This is a genomic window from Thermoanaerobacterium thermosulfurigenes, from assembly GCF_051201035.1.
In the GTDB taxonomy this organism is placed as follows: Bacteria; Bacillota; Thermoanaerobacteria; order Thermoanaerobacterales; family Thermoanaerobacteraceae; genus Thermoanaerobacterium; species Thermoanaerobacterium thermosulfurigenes.
On the sequence record NZ_JBPODR010000004.1, the window covers coordinates 104,215 to 120,759 of the forward strand.

The window sequence follows — 16,545 nt, forward strand, 5'->3', positions numbered from 1 at the left end:
ATATTATAACATAGTTTTGGTGAAATTGTCTAAATTTTAATCTTATTTTGTCCTTATTGCTTTGAAATATTATTGGTTTAAAAATAAACACAAGTGGAATATTAGAAGTAAGTATATGAATGCTTTGTGAAAGGATTGAGTTTAAATGAGCGATATAGATGAGATAAAAAAATTGATGGAAAGACTTACAGAAAGCGAAAAAGACAAAGAGGAAGCCAGCAAAAAGATGCAGGAAGTATTAAGCAAATCCATTAGAGAGGTAAAAGAAATACTGCTGACATTAAAAAAATACATAGCTAATGAAAATGTAACATTAAGAAGCTACAGCGGCAAAACATTCACCACCGGGGAAGGAATCATAATCTACGATAGAGGCATAGACGAAAAAATAATCTTAAAATCAGACGGAAGCTTTTACCTTTATAAAGTAGAAAATGACCAGTTGGTGACAGAAAAAATAGAGGATTTAGACATTCACGACTATATGAGCTACGACACTCTCTTTGATAGCGTGAAAAAATCTTTGATAAAATGCATACAGAAAAACGAAGAAGACATATTGGCATACAAAAGCACTATGCTTAAAATCGACAAGTACAACAAAGATTTAGAGGAGATATTGGCTTTAAAAAATACGACTGAAGAAAATAAGTTAAACGAACAAAAGCAATAATTTTCATAAAAATAAATTTTTGTTACCGATGTGTTACACAATATTAATATTTTTTTAATAAATTTTATCTTTATACGTGATATTATTATATATAGAATGAAAATGAAGTTTTCATAAATTGATGTATCAGCCCATGGGGAGGATGAAAAAATGAAGGGTAAGGTTTTTCAGGTTGTTTCTTTTGTCATGGTGTTTTTAATGATGGGCTTTATGATATCAATGGAATTTAAGACAATACAAGGCAGTGTAAAGACTGCAGCAGATACATCTCGCGGAAGCAGCGTAAATGTTGATGAGCTAAGCAGCGAACTGCAAAACATGACTGACGAAAGAAATGCCTTAAAGCAGCAAGTGGCAGATCTTAATCAAAAGCTTGATGAATTAAACAGCTCATCTTCAAAATACGAAGCGACTCTAAATGCTCTGTCACAAGATGTAGAAAAGTATAAAGAGCTTGCAGGTTTTACTGCCATGACAGGTCCAGGAGTCATAGTCACTTTAAACGACAGCGACCTTCAGCCAAAAGATGGAGAAGATCCAAATATGTTTTTGGTACACGATGAAGACCTGATAAAAGTAGTAAACGAGCTAAAAGCAGGTGGTGCTGAAGCCATATCTATAAATGACCAAAGGCTTATAGCTACATCTGAAATAAGGTGTGTAGGACCTACCATCAACATAAATTCTACAAGATATGCCCCTCCATACGTCATAAAAGCAATTGGAAATCCTGACACATTAGAAGCTTCACTAAACCTTAAAGGTGGCATTGTAGACACTCTTAAATACTATGGGATAAAAGTGGACATACAGACATCTAAAAACATCGTAGTCCCTGCCTACACAGATCCCATAAGCTTAAAATACGCTAAAGCGACAAATTAACTTTGCCTCTTACCTTAATACATTTTATTAAGATAGGTTCAGTCATGACTGAACCTATCTTTTATCTTGTTTATTATTTTATTTTCAGCGATGATATAGTAAAGGTAAAACCTGCCTGCAACAGAAGGGTATGAAGCAACAAGCCTCATGTTCCTCTTTTTATCCTTAGTCCAATCTTCTTTGTACTTTTCGTCTCCTCTTAAAAAGTCGTAGACTTCATCTCCGACTTCTATTGAGCGCTTTATCGATAAACCTAATGTTACAGCACCAACGCTTAATCTGCTGTAATCCAAATCATATCCACTTATGTAGTAATACCTTTTTCCACCTACATGGTAACTTAATAAGCTCGCTACGATTTTATCGCCGTCTTTTAATTCAAACAAGCTTAAAATACCCCTATTGAAAAAGTCAAATGCCAAAGCCTTATGAAAATCCCTAACCCTTTTAGAATAAAATGCACCCGGCATATGTCTTTTTCTCCACCTTGCCTGATGCAGCTCTATTAGTCTATCCATTGAATCGTCTATATCATTTTCATCTGCGACGCTCATAAAACTTCCATCGCACTTTGTGAAAAATCTCTTGATCTCATACTTTATATTTCTTCTAAATTTGCCGTCAAGAGTGCTTAAGTATTCATCCCACGTTGCCGGCAACTTTATATATGGGCATACATCTTGAATATCGTAATCGTAGTAAAGCCAGCTATCCATTATATACGGATATATGCCGCTGCTTTCTGGAAGGTGCTCCAAGTCTAATACCGTAAATCTATCTATCGCAGACTCCAGATACTTTATAAGTGAACGATAAAAAATATCTTCATATCCGTATTTCACTATAAAGTCAAGGTAATCGCTGTTATTAGAGCCTATGAATTTTATCCTCTTTATAGGAAGTCCCATCTCACCAAATGTAATCATAAAAGGAGCTATTCCAATAGGGCCTTGATCGCCAACCACCAAAAGAATCCACAGTTTTTTGCCGCCGCCAAAATACTTCCACCAATTCACGACCCATTCAAAAGTGTTGAAAGGGTACACCTTAGAATTCTCCTCCAGTTGATGCCATATATCCTTGATGCTTAAAAGAGTCTTTACGTCCCTCACTATCTTTATCTCTATGTCAAGTATCTTTCTTTCATCCATAAAAATATCCTCCAAACGACGTACATAAATAGGATAAAGCCTACAAGCATTAACAAATAACTCCACCATGGGTACGTCCTGCCGATTAAATCTATCTTCAAAATCTGCATCGACACTAAATACGAAACAGACGTCCAAAAAAGTGACCATAAAAGATCGCCAATGGCAGAAAACACAAAAAACGACTTGAAATCCATCCTTGTTATGCCTGAAGCCCAGATAGCAGGCGTCCTTGGCAGCCCTATGAGGCGCCCTAAAAGGTTAGTAACACCACCATACTTCGAAAACCACCGATCCATACCTTCTAAGTCTTTAACAGTTATCTTTAAAAAATGGCCATACTTTTCTACAAAAGTCCTGCCTGATTTGGCACCTATTATGTACGCTAATACATTACCTGACACATTCCCTAATGCTGCAATCAAAACTACAGCCAAAAAGCTCATCTGTCCTCTTGATATAAGGTAACCCGCCGCAAGAAAAAGTATCTCCACAGGTCCCGGCATCCCAGTGCCTTCAACCAACAATGACAGAAACAATGCCAAGTAACCGTAATCTATTATTAAGCTGTATAAGATATTAGTGTTCTCCATAATTACCTTCCAATCAAAAATTTCTAATAATAGTATACAACTTTATCGCAAAATTTAAAAGTAAATGGCACAATAAAAAAGAGCCTTTAGGCTCTCAAAAAATCAATTTATTTTTTGTAATTTTCGATGACATTTTTGTAAAGGTCATAAGTCTTTTTTGCAATTGATTCCCAACTAAACATGTCTTCTACTCTCCTTCTGCCATTTGCACCGAATAAAGCAGCCAAATCCCTATCATCAAGGAGAATATTGATTTTTTCAGCTAATTCATAGGAATTGCCAGGCTCCACTAAGAATCCTGTTTCTCCATCTACGACTACTTCTTTTATTCCACCTGTAGCGCTGGCAACAACCGGCGTGCTGCATGCCATTGCCTCAAGATTTATAATGCCAAAAGGCTCGTATATGGATGGACATACAAAAACATCGGCATTGCTGTAAAGCTCTATGACTTCTTCCTTTGAAACCATCTTGTCAATCCAGATGATGTTTTCATAAAGCTTGACTTTTTCCTCCATCTCTTCCTTGATTTCCTGTGTATCAGGTGATGAAGCGCACAACACGACTTTTACATCCTGTGGCAAATATTTTACAGCATCTATAAGATGAATTATTCCCTTTTGTCTTGATATCCTTCCTACAAATAAAATGTACCTTCCCTCTATTCCGTATTTTTCTCTTGCCATGTTTGAATCCGTCTTCTTGTATTGATTTAAGTCTATCCCATTGTAGATAACCTCAATCTTATCTTCTGGCACATTGTAGCACTTCATGATATCTTTTTTAGAATCATTTGAGACAGCTATTATCTTGTCTGCCGCCTCAACACCTGTCCTCTCCATCCATGTGCTTAGGTGATACCCATTTCCAAGCTGCTCTTCCTTCCAAGGCCTAAGAGGCTCCAAGCTATGAATAGTGACAATAAGCGGTATATCGTAAAGCATCTTCGCCAGAAAACCTGCCATAAACGTGTACCATGTGTGACAGTGAACAATATCTGACGAAATCGCATCACTTACCATGGCAATATCTGTTGTCAATGGTCCTAACACTTTTTTAAATTTATCGTCAGAAGCTTTTTTTAACATCTCCCATTCTCTGTAGCCTTTTACTTCCATGTTTTCAAAATGATTATCCTGATCTCCAAAGCATCTGACATCAACATTCATAAGCTTTGACAATTCCCTCGTCAAATAATCCACATGGACACCTGCGCCACCGTAAATATTAGGCGGAAACTCGTTCGTAAATAAAGTGACCTTCAAATTATCCATTGTATACCTCCAAACTTGAAATATTTTTTAATTCATCTATGCACTCAATAATGCCCTTTAAAGGTATCTTAAACCAAGATGGCCTGTTGTTGACCTCATAAATTGCTTCAAACACAGCTTTATCCAGCTTAAACAAGGCTAAAATGGCAGTAATGTATTTTTCATCAGGTATTAAATCTGCATCGTGTTCATCGATTAGATTTACATAGCTTTCAACAAATACGTTTGTTATAACGGTTGCCCATGCGGACAAAAGATTTTCTACTTTTTCTAAATCAATACCATCTTCACCATTTTCCTTGTGAGCAAAAAACTGTGAGTAAGCGGCATAATCAAATGACCTTATCATGCCAGCCACATCTTTTAAAGGTGACATGTGCCTACTCCTCTCAGAAATAGGTTTTGTAGGCTCTCCCTCAAAGTCTATAAGTATATAACCGTCTTCTTTCTTTAAAAGCTGCTCTAAGTGCAAATCACCATGGCATCTTAGATATTTGCCAAAGTATGGCGATAAAGATTTAATATTTTCGATGCTTTCCATCAATAAATTCTTATCATCCATTATTTCTTTTATAAGGCTTTCGACATCTCCACTGTAATCCTGATTTTTCATATAATCCAAAAGCAAATTAAAATTAGATATTATCTGATTTATAATCTCATCTATGTTAGACTCATCGGGCTCTAAGACGCCAAAATTGCCTTCATTAATAAGTGACAGCTTAATGTGCATATTGGCAATAAGTTCTGCTATCTTTTTTACTTCGCCTATATAATCACCGCAATTTTTGTATACAAAGCTTACAAAGTCGCTACCGTCGTATTTTTTTAGAAGCTCTTTTAAGTATTTCTGTGTGTACTGCCACATGTCTTCTACATTTTCGATGTACTGTGAAAACATTGAAAGAGTGTATATAGTTCCTTTACCATCGTCGTACAAAAAATACCCTCTAATATCCTGAACATCATGAAAACCGTACTTTCTAAGCATGTAAGTCATTTCAAGATCGGGATTCATGCCATTAGCCATTCTCCTAAAAGTCTTAACTATCTCGTTTTTACTAAGCAATGTAAGGCTATTGCTGGACTTGTTGTTTAATCTTTTTGAGCTGTATATGTCATGGTTTAAAATCATATAAGGCTTAAGTCGGCTACCTGATTTAAACTCAATTTTCCTTCCACTTCTTAATATATCATCTAAGCATCTGATGTACTCCACATCGTCAACCGCATCATATACTCCGTACACGCAATCACCACCATCATATATGGCAAGACAGCTATCATCAAAAGAATTCTTTCTTACAATAATAGGAAAATAATACCGAGATTTTTTTTCTTCACCGCTTATGGTTTCAAAAATAAAATCTATAAGTGCTGCAATAATAATAAACGATCTATCAATACCTAATATAGCATAGTCAAAAAGCATCTTGTCTTTTATATAAGAGGCCTTTTCCTGAAACCATCTGAATTCTTGAACCTTGTCATCTTTGATGGTTTTTACAATATAATCCATCTTCGACAAGAAACCATCAAAATCTCCTTCTCCAATGTGCACATAAACCATTCCTTTCAATTAATCTAACCTTAAGATTGAAGCTGCTTCTTCTGGCGGTGTAGGATTTATATACGCTCCTGTTGCAAGCTCAAATCCCGCAAATGTGGTAAGCCTTGGCAATATTTCTACATGCCAATGAAAATCCCGTCTATCATGATGTGGCACTGTATGAATGACTATATTGTACGGTGGATTGTCAAAAAGATCTTCATACTTCTTTACAAGCAATTTAAGTAATGATGAAAGACTTCTTATGTCATCATCGTCCATCTCGTTAAAAGCCTTGACATGTTTTTTAGGAATTATCCATGATTCATACGCAAATTGCGATGCATAAGGGCATATAACTATAAACTTATCATTTTCGGCAACGATTCTTGCCTTTTCTTTCATTTCTTCATCGATGATGTGGCAGTAAGGGCATCTTCCGGTATCTGCCTCATGCCTTTCAACGCCTTTTAGCTCTCTCTCTAAAATCTCAGGTACAAATGATACGCCCATAATCTGCCAATGTCCATGTTCTAAGGAAGCACCACCGTTTGCACCAAAGTTTTTAAACATCTGAACGTACTTAATCTTCTCATCCTTCGCAATATCATCGTATCTTAAGATGAGTGCCTTCATGATGTTCTCAATGCCTTCTACTTCCATCTGCCCCAAAGTCATATCATGATGCTGGCTTTCAACGATAATCTCTGCCACACCATACCCATCATCCACCTTGTACAATTCACCTTCATGCTTAGCCACATTCACATCTTTTTTAAAAGCCGCAAACTTGTTGTTAAATCCTCTTAATGTCCACATGCCATCCTCCCCACGAAATTCTACAAGCGTAGGTGGCGTCATAGTTTCATTTCCAGGACAAAACGGACACACACCACTATTCTTTATGACATCTGCTTTCTTAAAATCATGGGGCCTTTTCCCTCTTTCAGTGGAAATAACTGCCATCTTGCCTGTAACAATATCATATCTAATCTCCGACATATCATCACCCTTATCAAAAAATAAAAAGCACAATTAAATCAACTAAGTAAGAAAAATCAGCTATCTATTAATTATAGGTATGTGCAACCGAGTGCACTTCTTAAGTATATAATATACTTTTTTATATAAAATGTCAATCTTATTTTTACAATCTATCGCAATATATGCGGTTTTAATGAGAGCCAAACAAAAAAGCACTCAAACTGATGAGTGCCTAATACATTTATATATGCTATAATTATACTTGAGGTAGTCGGATAAGCAGGGTGCGGTTGCCACTCTCCTTATAAGGAGGTGGTTGCTATGATGAATACATATCAAACGTTGTCTTTAATGATAATGTTTGGAATGTTAATTATAGCAATCCTCGATTTTACGAGGAAGAAATAACCGCCCTGCTAGCCCCAGAGCGGTTTAAAATTTTTGTAAACCGATATTAGGGCAACCGCATTTTGCGGACGGCTGCCTCTTTACTTATATTATAGCATAATTCTTAAAAAAATAAACAAAAATTTAGCTGTCTTAAATCTACTATTAAACTAATATTCCATGAATATAATCTCTCATTCCAAATTATAATTTAGTGTAGTCTTACGCTTATTCAGAAATAAAAGGAGCTGTTTATATTGGCTTTGCTTACAATCATGCTTTTAATGAGCCTGACATTTATATTGGTTTCGTGTGCTTATTTTACAAATGCCGTAGAATGGTTAGGCAAAAAGTTCAACTTAAATCAAGGAGTAATCGGAAGCATCTTTGCCGCTGTAGGAACAGCAATGCCAGAGACGATTATACCTGTAATTGCAATCATATTTCACAATGGCCAAGCATCAGAAGAAATAGGTATTGGTGCGATAGTCGGTGCTCCTTTCATGCTGTCGACACTTGGCTTCTTTGTCACAGGTGCATCTGCAATAATATACGCTTTATTTCACAAGAGATCTTTAAAAATAACCCCTTCGCTGACTGGATTTCAAAGGGATATGTCGTATTTCATAACCATGTACTCTTTAGCCGTCATCACTTCCATAGTGAATAACTACATAGATATTAAAAACATTGTATCAATTGCTATACTTGTTTCATACTTCGTTTACGTCATTCGCACATTCTCATCTAATGATGAAAGCATAAATGATGTAAAAAATTTGTACTTCTCAGCCCATTTTCATTCAAAGCCTGCTGTACATCTCATCCTTTTGCAGCTTATACTTTCCCTTTTGGGAATATCCTATGGCGCCCACATCTTTATAAAGTACACAGAGCAAGTATCTGCGATGGCAGGGATTCCTCCAGCCATACTGTCATTAATCATAACGCCTATAGCAACAGAACTGCCAGAAAAGCTTAACTCTGTCTTATGGATAGGACAAAAAAAAGATACCCTTGCCCTTTTAAACATAACAGGTGCAATGGTATTTCAATCATCTGTGCCTGTCGCCATAGGCATGATGTTTACAGAATGGCATTTGACTGGACTTACTATGCTGACAACCATGCTGGCACTTATATCATCATATATATACCTTTTATATGCATCCAGCAAAAAAAGTTTAAGCCCATTTATTTTGATGTCAGGCATCATTTTCTATGCAATCTTTTTAATGGCATTGCTTTGATTATTCTTTTATGTATGATGCGACAATTTCACCAAAGTAAAAGGTATGATAATCTGGATACCATCTTTTATCAATATCAGCATCTAGATTTTCTTTTATCATATCCTGTTTGTAGACGACTTTACATTCGTAGTGCAATGAGCACTCCCCTATTATAGGTGTCTCAATCTTTTGGGCTGGAATAGGTGTAAGATTGCACTCCTTAAACTTGTCAAAATCCCTGCCTGATTTTGTTCCGCAAAATGCAATAGCTTTATTTAAATCCTCATTTAAAGGTATGCTGACCGTAAATTCGCCTGATTTTTCAATCAGGCTGTATGTAAAGCGGGACTTTCTCACTGCAACTAAGAATACAGGTTTACCCCAAATATACGTTATTCCTCCCCAGCCGATTATCATGGTGTTTGGCTTATTCTCTTTAGTAGTCAAAAATATGCCCCTTGATGTCAGCTTTTGATTCACCTCTTTTAAGTACATATCGTAAGGCACTTCTTTAATAGTCATATTCATCCCTCCGTAATATTTTTACATTATACATTTTATAGCTTAATCTTTAAAAAACCAAATCATATAAAAAACCCCCGAGTAAACTCGGGGTATAGAAATCTATTGATTCTTAATGAGATCTGCAACTGCTGTTATGCTTCCTAATGTTCCAACCAATTTATCAGGAATAATAAGCTTATTAGCAGGATTTTTAGCCATCTCCTGCAGCGCTTCTATTTGCTTTAATGCTATGACAGTCTCATTTGTGCCTGAGTCTAATATAGCTTTGTTAACCAATTCAATGGCTTTTGCTTGCGCCTCAGCAATCGCCTCAATGGCCTTCGCTTTGCCTTCCGCCTCTAATATCTGCGACTGCCTCAAACCTTCGGCCTTTCTGATATTTGCTTCTTTCTCAGCCTCTGCCTGCAAGATCTTTGCCTGTTTTTGCCCTTCGGCGACAGCTATGGCACTTTGTTTCTCGCCTTCTGCCTGAAGTATAGTAGCCCTCTTATCTCTTTCAGCCTTCATCTGCTTCTCCATCGCTTGCCTTATTTCATCTGGCGGAGTAATATCCTTTATCTCTACCGACAGTATCTTTATGCCGTATGCGTCTGTAAGCTGATCAATCACTTTAAGAAGCTCCGCGTTTATCTTGTCCCTGCCTGACAAAACTTCGTCAAGCGTCATATCGCCAATGATGTTTCTCATGTTTGTAATAGTAGAATAAACTATACCTGATCTATAGTTTTCTATGTTGTATATGGCGTCTTTTGCACTCATGACCTTATAAAATATGACATTGTCAACGGATATTTTCACATTATCTTTTGTAATGACGTTTTGCGGCTCAATGTCCAATATCTGCTGCTTTGTAGATACTTTCGCCCGCACATAGTCCACAAATGGTATCACAAAATGCCATCCTGGCTCCAACACTTTGTAAAACTGTCCCAATCTCTCAATGACGTAAACATAACCTGTTTGAACGACTTTTATGGATGCTAAAACTGCGATTAATATAAGGAGAAGTAAGATAAGCAATAATATCAACACTTTTATTCCTCCAATCTCTTAACAATTAATTTATTTCCAGATATCCCTGTTATAACCGCATTGTCACCGCTTTTTAGAGGCACATCAGACTGGACTGTCCAATATATGCCTTCAAAAAACACCTGACCAGTCTTACCAATATCGTTTTTTATCTCTATGTTCCTGCCTATATACTGGCTTTCATAGGGATAAGTCTTTGGTATATTCTTTAATTTCTTTCTCAAGTATTTAAACGAAAAAATAAGTGAAACAATTCCTACTGCGAGAAATGCAAAAATCTGAATCGGTGTATTAGCTCCTAATAGATCTGCACATATTGCAAAAAAGGCTCCGATGGAAAAATTAAAAAATATGAAGTTGCTTGTAATAAGGTCAATAGCTATGCCGATTATCATTATTGAAATCCATAATGTCAATAATCCTTCCGTATTTATCCCCCTTTCTTGTTAAAAATTTGATATTTTATCTTAGTATATCACAGTATGTGTCCAACATAAAGTAGTCAGACAAGCTATTTTATAAATTTTCTATAAATTTTTTAGGCAATATATTAGAGCCGATCGCAAAGTATCGGCTCTTTTAAGGAAGATCATCAATTTTAGTTTACAATAAATGATCGTAATTATAAAGAGTATCAAGCTTTTATTTTCCATCCATCTAAATATTTTTTCGTATTTTCAAGCATTTCATTAAATAATTTTTTTGCATCTTTTAAAGATATTGTAACAAGGGGATCATTTACAAAAGCACTAAAAGCCAAATCAAACTCTTTCTTTAAAGCGGCTTTCAACGTCGTTTCTTGGTTGTATACCTGCCTTAACACGAGGCTAAATACATTGTCAGGCAATTTCCCTGATAATACAGGCTTTAGTTTATTTCCTGAAAATAAAGCATTTGTTTCAACTACCGCACCATATGGTATTCCTTCAATCTGTCCATGGTTCGGCATGTTGACATTAGTCACTAAATCGCCTAAGCCTAATAATGCTTTAATTTGTCTAACACCTTCTTCACCTGTTTCCTTTAACTCAAATTTTTCCTCGCCTGTCTTAAGTCTTTTACTTCTTTCAAGCCTCCGTTTTAAGTCCTCTTTTCTCCAGCTTACAGTCGTTAAGCCAAACATCCATTCTCTGACTGTCTCTGGATCTTTTAAATACCAATATCCCGGCACAAATTCCGCCAGATGCCTATCCCCCGCTGCAGCTATTATTCCATATCTTAAAAACAGATCAAATTTTACTCTCTCTGCAGATACAAACGAATTGTTCATCCAATTGTCATTAGCATCGCTGACAAATCCGCTTTCATAATACTTATTCACAAATTGTTTATAAACATACATTAAATCTATGTCTTTGTACCTTGCATTGTCGATCCATGTAAAATGATTTATACCTAAGACATTTATCTTTATCTCTTCTCTTGGAACATTTTCAATGCCTTCTATATCCTGCAAAGCACGAGATAATAGCTTTTGTGTGCCAAAAACTTCATGGCAGCATCCAAAAGCTTTAACTTGAGGGAAAATTTCATACAATGTCCTAACACAAAGCGTCATAGGATTAGTATAATTTATGACCCATGCATCTGGACAATGCTCTTTAATCGCATTGGCAATATCCACAAACATCGGAATTGTCCTTAAAGCTCTGACTATTCCACCAGGTCCTACAGTATCACCTACTGACTGATAAATGCCATACTTTTCAGGCGCATGAACATCAGATTCCATCTCGTCAAACGTCCCCGGCAAAATAGATATTATTACAAAATCAGCACCTTTTAGTGACTCTTCTAACGTCTCACAAGCTTTATAAAGCCATTTGCCTTTAACATCCTGTCTTATTGATAAAGAATTACCTATTATCTCATTGTCATGTGCCGCATCATAATCTATGTCGTATAACTTTACTGTACCAGAAATGCTTTCTTCCTTTGCTAAGTCGGTCATTAAATTCCACGCCCATCCTCTTGAGCCACCTCCGATATAAGCAATAGTAATGTCATGCACCTTCCCATCTGTATACCTCATAAAGCTCAGCCTCCTGACATAAAATATGTTATTTTATTGAGTAAACTTATACTTAGTTTAGTTCTTCAACCCGGTTGTTGCAATACCTTCAACGAAGTATTTTTTGATCTATTTTTTAATTACAACTTATTTAATGTCAACAATGTTTTCAATAACGAATTTAATAAAAAAAGCCGATCATTTTATTCTATCGGCTATAATATTTACAAAATATTAACTATTTCACAAATAAATTTTTGAGCTCTCCCATTAACACAAGTCTTAATATTTCCCTTTATGCTAAAATAAGAAATTGTAAGAACCTCCCGGTATTTCTATAACAATTGACTTTTTGTCAATTGTTATAGAAATACATAAATCAGAAATAAATGAATTTTTAATCAATATTTTTTTATTGTTTATTTCTAAATAATCATTTTTTATTTTAGAAACAGGAATGCTAATAATTGCTCTACAAGAATGCGGAATTGATATTCTCATTTCTAATGATGATGCATTATACGACCATCCTATATCTATTAAACCTTTTGGAGTTGGTATTTTGCCAATCGCCCATTTTAAATTAGTAAAAATTGGTTTTATCGCAATTACCTCAAAACCCGGTTTTAGCGGTGAAACGCCAAGAATTTTAGATGGAAGTTGATAAGTAGGTGTTGCACTCCATGCGTGACTGTAATCACAATCAAAACCACTCCACACCTCCTTAAGGCTTGTTGAATTCTCGTCTAATAAGGATTTCCAGCGTTTAATCTGTTTTAATCCATATTTCTCAAAAACTCCGGCATGAGCTGCAGCCTCAAGTATAAAATGCATAAAATACGGTTGAGCTTGAATTAATGTTGTATCTTCAAATATATTTTTCATTATATCTTTCTGTTTCTTAACTGGAGCTATATCAAACAAAACAGCAAGGGCATTTGTGTGTTGACTAAAATAAATACCATCTGCATCCTCCGGAAGCCATTTATTTTCTTTTGTAGGTACGATGCCATTGCGTCCATCACAATATAAGCATCTTTCCTCTACCCAGAGAACTTTGTTAAATGCTAGTTTCACTTCTTCAGCTAGTCCTTTATAATGCAATTCATTTTCTTTATCTCCAATAATATTACAAATAAATATAGCATTATTTAGTGCTTTAAAATAAAGTGCCGTCAAATAACCTTGACCTATAGTTCTTGGTGGATGATGAAGATTATACTTACCTATAGAAACCCAATCCATAAACATATAATTTGGCGGATTCTCAATAAGACCAGAAACTCCTCTATAAGTTTCAAAACGCTCAAGAAGTATATGCATCGTAAATGCTAATTCATTAAGTAACAAACTATCTCCTGTATATAAATAATAGTCAACCATCATTTGAATCCAAATAAGACTATAACTTGTATGAAACATTAAACCATCCTTTTGTTCAAGCAAATGTGCAGTTCTTAAAATATCCATCCGAGTAAGCCATTTGTCGCCAAAAGTATAATAATTTACCAAACTCTCAATCATGTAGTCACCTGTACAACCCAAAGCCTCTTGATGTACGGGTGAATCCATATGATAAGATTGCATACATAATTGAGTAGTCCATCGTCCTACCTTATATATATCATTTAAAAGACTGTCTGAGCATCTGAAATCACCATCATAACTTACAGGATAAGATATGAAATTTACAGAGATTTCATGTAACACCAGCGGAACTATAATATTACTTATTGTTATTTTTAAATATCTTATACTGTGTAAATAAAAACTCTCATATTCATTTAATCCTTCTCCAAATATTAATGTTTCATTTCTAATACTTTTCCCAATAATCTCTTCAGATCCGATAATCATTTTCGTTCCAGCAGCACTCTTTGCTTTTATATGTATAAAACCTGTCAAGGTTTTGCCAAAATCAAGCCAAAAGGTATAAGGAGCACCTGGAAGAACTATTGTATTATTTGTATTATTATTATTTAACAATGAATGATAATTTATAAGTCTATAACCTAGTTCAGTAAAAGGCATTTTAACTTCTCGGGGAAATATTTTTGTTTCCATCAATGGTGGAATCTCACGCGGAATCAAATTCCATCTTCCTCCGATGGCAGTACAAACTACATCTGCATGGTGCCACTTTGAATCATCATAGTCAGATTCTAACCATCCAAAAAACTCTTTTCGACCATCATATTGATCATAAGCTATATAAGCTTCTGCAATTGTAGCTTTCCATTCGCTATCGCTAATTATCGTTAATCTCTTACCATTATAATATTCAACTTCTGCTTCAAAAATAAAGCCACCATGCCCCATCGAATAATCTGCCTGTACTTGCGGTAACAAAAGAACTTCTGCACAAATTACATTCTTACCTTCTTTAAAAAGATGAGTAAAATCGTAACTGTCATAAAACCAATAATTCATTGGATCTTTATTATCATAATCACCGCCAACTTCAGCAGGACCTCTTCCACATAATCTACTATTTATAAACAGTCTATATTTTACATCTGCACTAACCCAAGCTTTAATACTTTTAATATTATTTTCTAATATTACCTCTTTTCTAAAACGGGCAATAGCAAATTTATAACCTTCTTTTTTGCAAAAAAGAGTAAAATATGAATTCTGATAATCGTTATATATTTTATTATCTAACCAAATCCATTTTGCCTTCCAAAGACTTGATTTCATCGAAGATTTTAAATTATATTTATATTCTACTGTTTCAATGCCATTCTCAGTTATTTTAACATTCATACCTGGATAAGCAATTGGTTCATAAATATTTTTACTACACATAATATTTATCTCAGCCCAGCTTATTTTATTTAAGCACTATCATTCAATTAATTATTAGCTCGGCTAGTTAACCTCCTCGTATGATTATCATTAAAGACAATAAATTTGTCTCACTTCTTAAAACTTAATAAAATGTATTGATAATTGGAAATTGCCTCTTTTGCTTTAAACCACCATTTTGAAATCACATCTATTGCCATGTATCTAAAATATCAAATAATTAAGTACATGGCACAGGCCGTCACATCTTTTATTTTACGGCCTTTATGTTTACTTTTGAGATAACTTGTAGCATTATTATACTGTAAAGTTGATATGGGACAGGCTTTTGTCCTCCTTGCGGGTTTTCCGCTCTTTTAAGTATGGTCCAGATTTGCCTTTTCTAACGCGAAATCTGCTTTGTCGTATATAACCCCCTGGCAGCAGAGGATTAAGGTTTATATACTAATAGCTAATTGCGAGGTTGCTACATAATCTGGTCGCTAGGTTATCTCAAATTAACTTTCATCTACACCATTACCTTTGAAAGGAGGTGCTATAGCTTTGAATAAACTTTTTGTAGGCATGGATATAAGCTTGGATGATGTCAAGGTTCATATTCTCGACCAAGACGGCATTGATGCTTGCTCTCGTTTTTCTATAGATAATAATCCTTCTGGTTGCAATATTTTAGTGTCTCATATATTGGATTGTTGTAATAAATACAACATTCAGAAGGTTTTTATTGGCCTAGAATCTACTTCAGTCTATGGTTGGCATATTCAGTATTATTTAGCTGACCATGCTTCTTTGAAGCCTTTTAATCCTTCTGTAACTACTTTTAATGCTAATACTGTCAAGGCTTTTAAAAAGTCTCTTGGTGATTTGCCTAAGAATGACTGGGTTGATGCTTTTGCTATTGCTGAAAAATTAAGGTTTGGAAGGCTTCCTAAATCTTGTCCTGTAGATTTTAGATACCTTGCTCTCCAAAGACTTACCCGCCATCGCTTTCACATTGTTGATAGTATTGTCAGGGAGAAAAATTATTTCCTAAGTAATCTGTTTCTTAAATTTAGTGGCTTATGTCAGATTAAAGTTTTTAGCAATAATTTTGGTACGGCTGCTACTGAAATATTTAATGAGTTTTTAACTCTTGATGATATTGCGGCTCGACCGCTTGAAGATCTTGTTGTCTTTTTAGTTGATAAGGGTAGAGACCATTTTAATGACCCTAATGCCACAGCTAAATTGCTTCAAGATGCTGTACGCAAATCTTATAGAATCAATGCTAATGTAAATGATTCTTTGAATTTTGTTATCAAGTCTTGTCTTGATAATATACAGTATCTTGAAAAGCAGAAGAAAATTTCTGAAAAGACCATTGCCAATGAAGTCAAAGGATTTAAGAATCAATTTCTTTGTCTTACTTCAGTAAATGGCATTGGTCCAACTATAGCAGCTG

Annotated in this window: 15 protein-coding genes; 5 read left to right on the forward strand and 10 right to left on the reverse strand. The window is 35.1% G+C overall.

The genetic code is table 11. The features are described 5' to 3' along the window. Window positions 1-145: 145 nt before the first annotated feature. Together HNR52_RS02465 and HNR52_RS02470 are read left to right on the forward strand one after the other, a co-directional pair. Window positions 146-673, forward strand: coding sequence for a hypothetical protein (locus tag HNR52_RS02465; protein ID WP_435619608.1), 528 nt, complete (start codon window positions 146-148; stop codon window positions 671-673). A 150-nt stretch (window positions 674-823) separates the two neighbouring features. Continuing rightward, the gene (locus HNR52_RS02470) at window positions 824-1,558 is read left to right on the forward strand and encodes a DUF881 domain-containing protein (RefSeq protein WP_013788807.1); all 735 of its coding nucleotides are present in this window, start codon (window positions 824-826) and stop codon (window positions 1,556-1,558) included. 38 nt (window positions 1,559-1,596) lie between these two features. On the opposite strand, the gene HNR52_RS02475 is transcribed toward HNR52_RS02470, so the two are convergent. The 5 genes from HNR52_RS02475 to galT form a co-directional block, all read right to left on the reverse strand. Next, a complete protein-coding gene (locus HNR52_RS02475) occupies window positions 1,597-2,709 on the reverse strand; it encodes a GNAT family N-acetyltransferase (protein ID WP_435619609.1) in 1,113 nt (370 codons plus the stop codon). Continuing rightward, a complete protein-coding gene (locus tag HNR52_RS02480; protein WP_041592127.1) occupies window positions 2,682-3,302 on the reverse strand; it encodes a DedA family protein in 621 nt (206 codons plus the stop codon). The genes HNR52_RS02475 and HNR52_RS02480 overlap by 28 nt, the downstream gene beginning before the upstream one ends. 107 nt (window positions 3,303-3,409) lie before the next feature. Next, a complete protein-coding gene (gene glgA / locus HNR52_RS02485; protein ID WP_435619610.1) occupies window positions 3,410-4,576 on the reverse strand; it encodes a glycogen synthase in 1,167 nt (388 codons plus the stop codon). Then, window positions 4,569-6,146: a hypothetical protein gene (locus HNR52_RS02490; RefSeq protein ID WP_230197674.1), complete on the reverse strand. Its 1,578-nt coding sequence runs from the start codon at window positions 6,144-6,146 to the stop codon at window positions 4,569-4,571. The genes glgA and HNR52_RS02490 overlap by 8 nt, the downstream gene beginning before the upstream one ends. A 9-nt stretch (window positions 6,147-6,155) precedes the next feature. Continuing rightward, window positions 6,156-7,127, reverse strand: a complete 972-nt coding sequence (gene galT, locus HNR52_RS02495) for a galactose-1-phosphate uridylyltransferase (protein ID WP_435619611.1) — start codon at window positions 7,125-7,127, stop codon at window positions 6,156-6,158. Between the two features lie 306 nt (window positions 7,128-7,433). Between galT and HNR52_RS02500 the strand changes: the two genes are divergently transcribed. Beyond that, entirely contained in the window at window positions 7,434-7,517 is an 84-nt protein-coding gene (locus HNR52_RS02500; protein ID WP_430349769.1) for a putative holin-like toxin, read from the forward strand. 236 nt (window positions 7,518-7,753) lie between these two features. Then, complete coding sequence (locus HNR52_RS02505) at window positions 7,754-8,746, forward strand: sodium:calcium antiporter (protein ID WP_435619612.1); 993 nt, start codon at window positions 7,754-7,756, stop codon at window positions 8,744-8,746. Here HNR52_RS02505 and HNR52_RS02510 read toward each other — a convergent pair whose 3' ends face one another. The 5 genes from HNR52_RS02510 to HNR52_RS02530 all read right to left on the reverse strand — a co-directional run bounded on the left by HNR52_RS02510 (window position 8,747) and on the right by HNR52_RS02530 (window position 15,104). Next, a complete protein-coding gene (locus HNR52_RS02510) occupies window positions 8,747-9,250 on the reverse strand; it encodes a flavin reductase family protein (protein WP_435619613.1) in 504 nt (167 codons plus the stop codon). A 102-nt stretch (window positions 9,251-9,352) separates the two neighbouring features. Then, window positions 9,353-10,285, reverse strand: a complete 933-nt coding sequence (locus HNR52_RS02515; RefSeq protein WP_435619614.1) for an SPFH domain-containing protein — start codon at window positions 10,283-10,285, stop codon at window positions 9,353-9,355. Between the two features lie 2 nt (window positions 10,286-10,287). Further along, on the reverse strand, window positions 10,288-10,701 hold the full coding sequence (locus HNR52_RS02520; RefSeq protein ID WP_435619615.1) for an NfeD family protein: 414 nt from the start codon (window positions 10,699-10,701) through the stop codon (window positions 10,288-10,290). A gap of 218 nt (window positions 10,702-10,919) precedes the next feature. Then, on the reverse strand, window positions 10,920-12,317 hold the full coding sequence (locus HNR52_RS02525) for a family 4 glycosyl hydrolase (RefSeq protein WP_435619616.1): 1,398 nt from the start codon (window positions 12,315-12,317) through the stop codon (window positions 10,920-10,922). 279 nt (window positions 12,318-12,596) lie between these two features. Next, window positions 12,597-15,104 (reverse strand): alpha-L-rhamnosidase-related protein, encoded by a 2,508-nt coding sequence (locus HNR52_RS02530; RefSeq protein ID WP_435619617.1) that lies wholly within the window; start codon window positions 15,102-15,104, stop codon window positions 12,597-12,599. Between the two features lie 543 nt (window positions 15,105-15,647). Between HNR52_RS02530 and HNR52_RS02535 the strand changes: the two genes are divergently transcribed. Continuing rightward, a partial coding sequence (locus tag HNR52_RS02535; RefSeq protein WP_435619618.1) for an IS110 family transposase occupies window positions 15,648-16,545 on the forward strand: 898 nt, incomplete at its 3' end.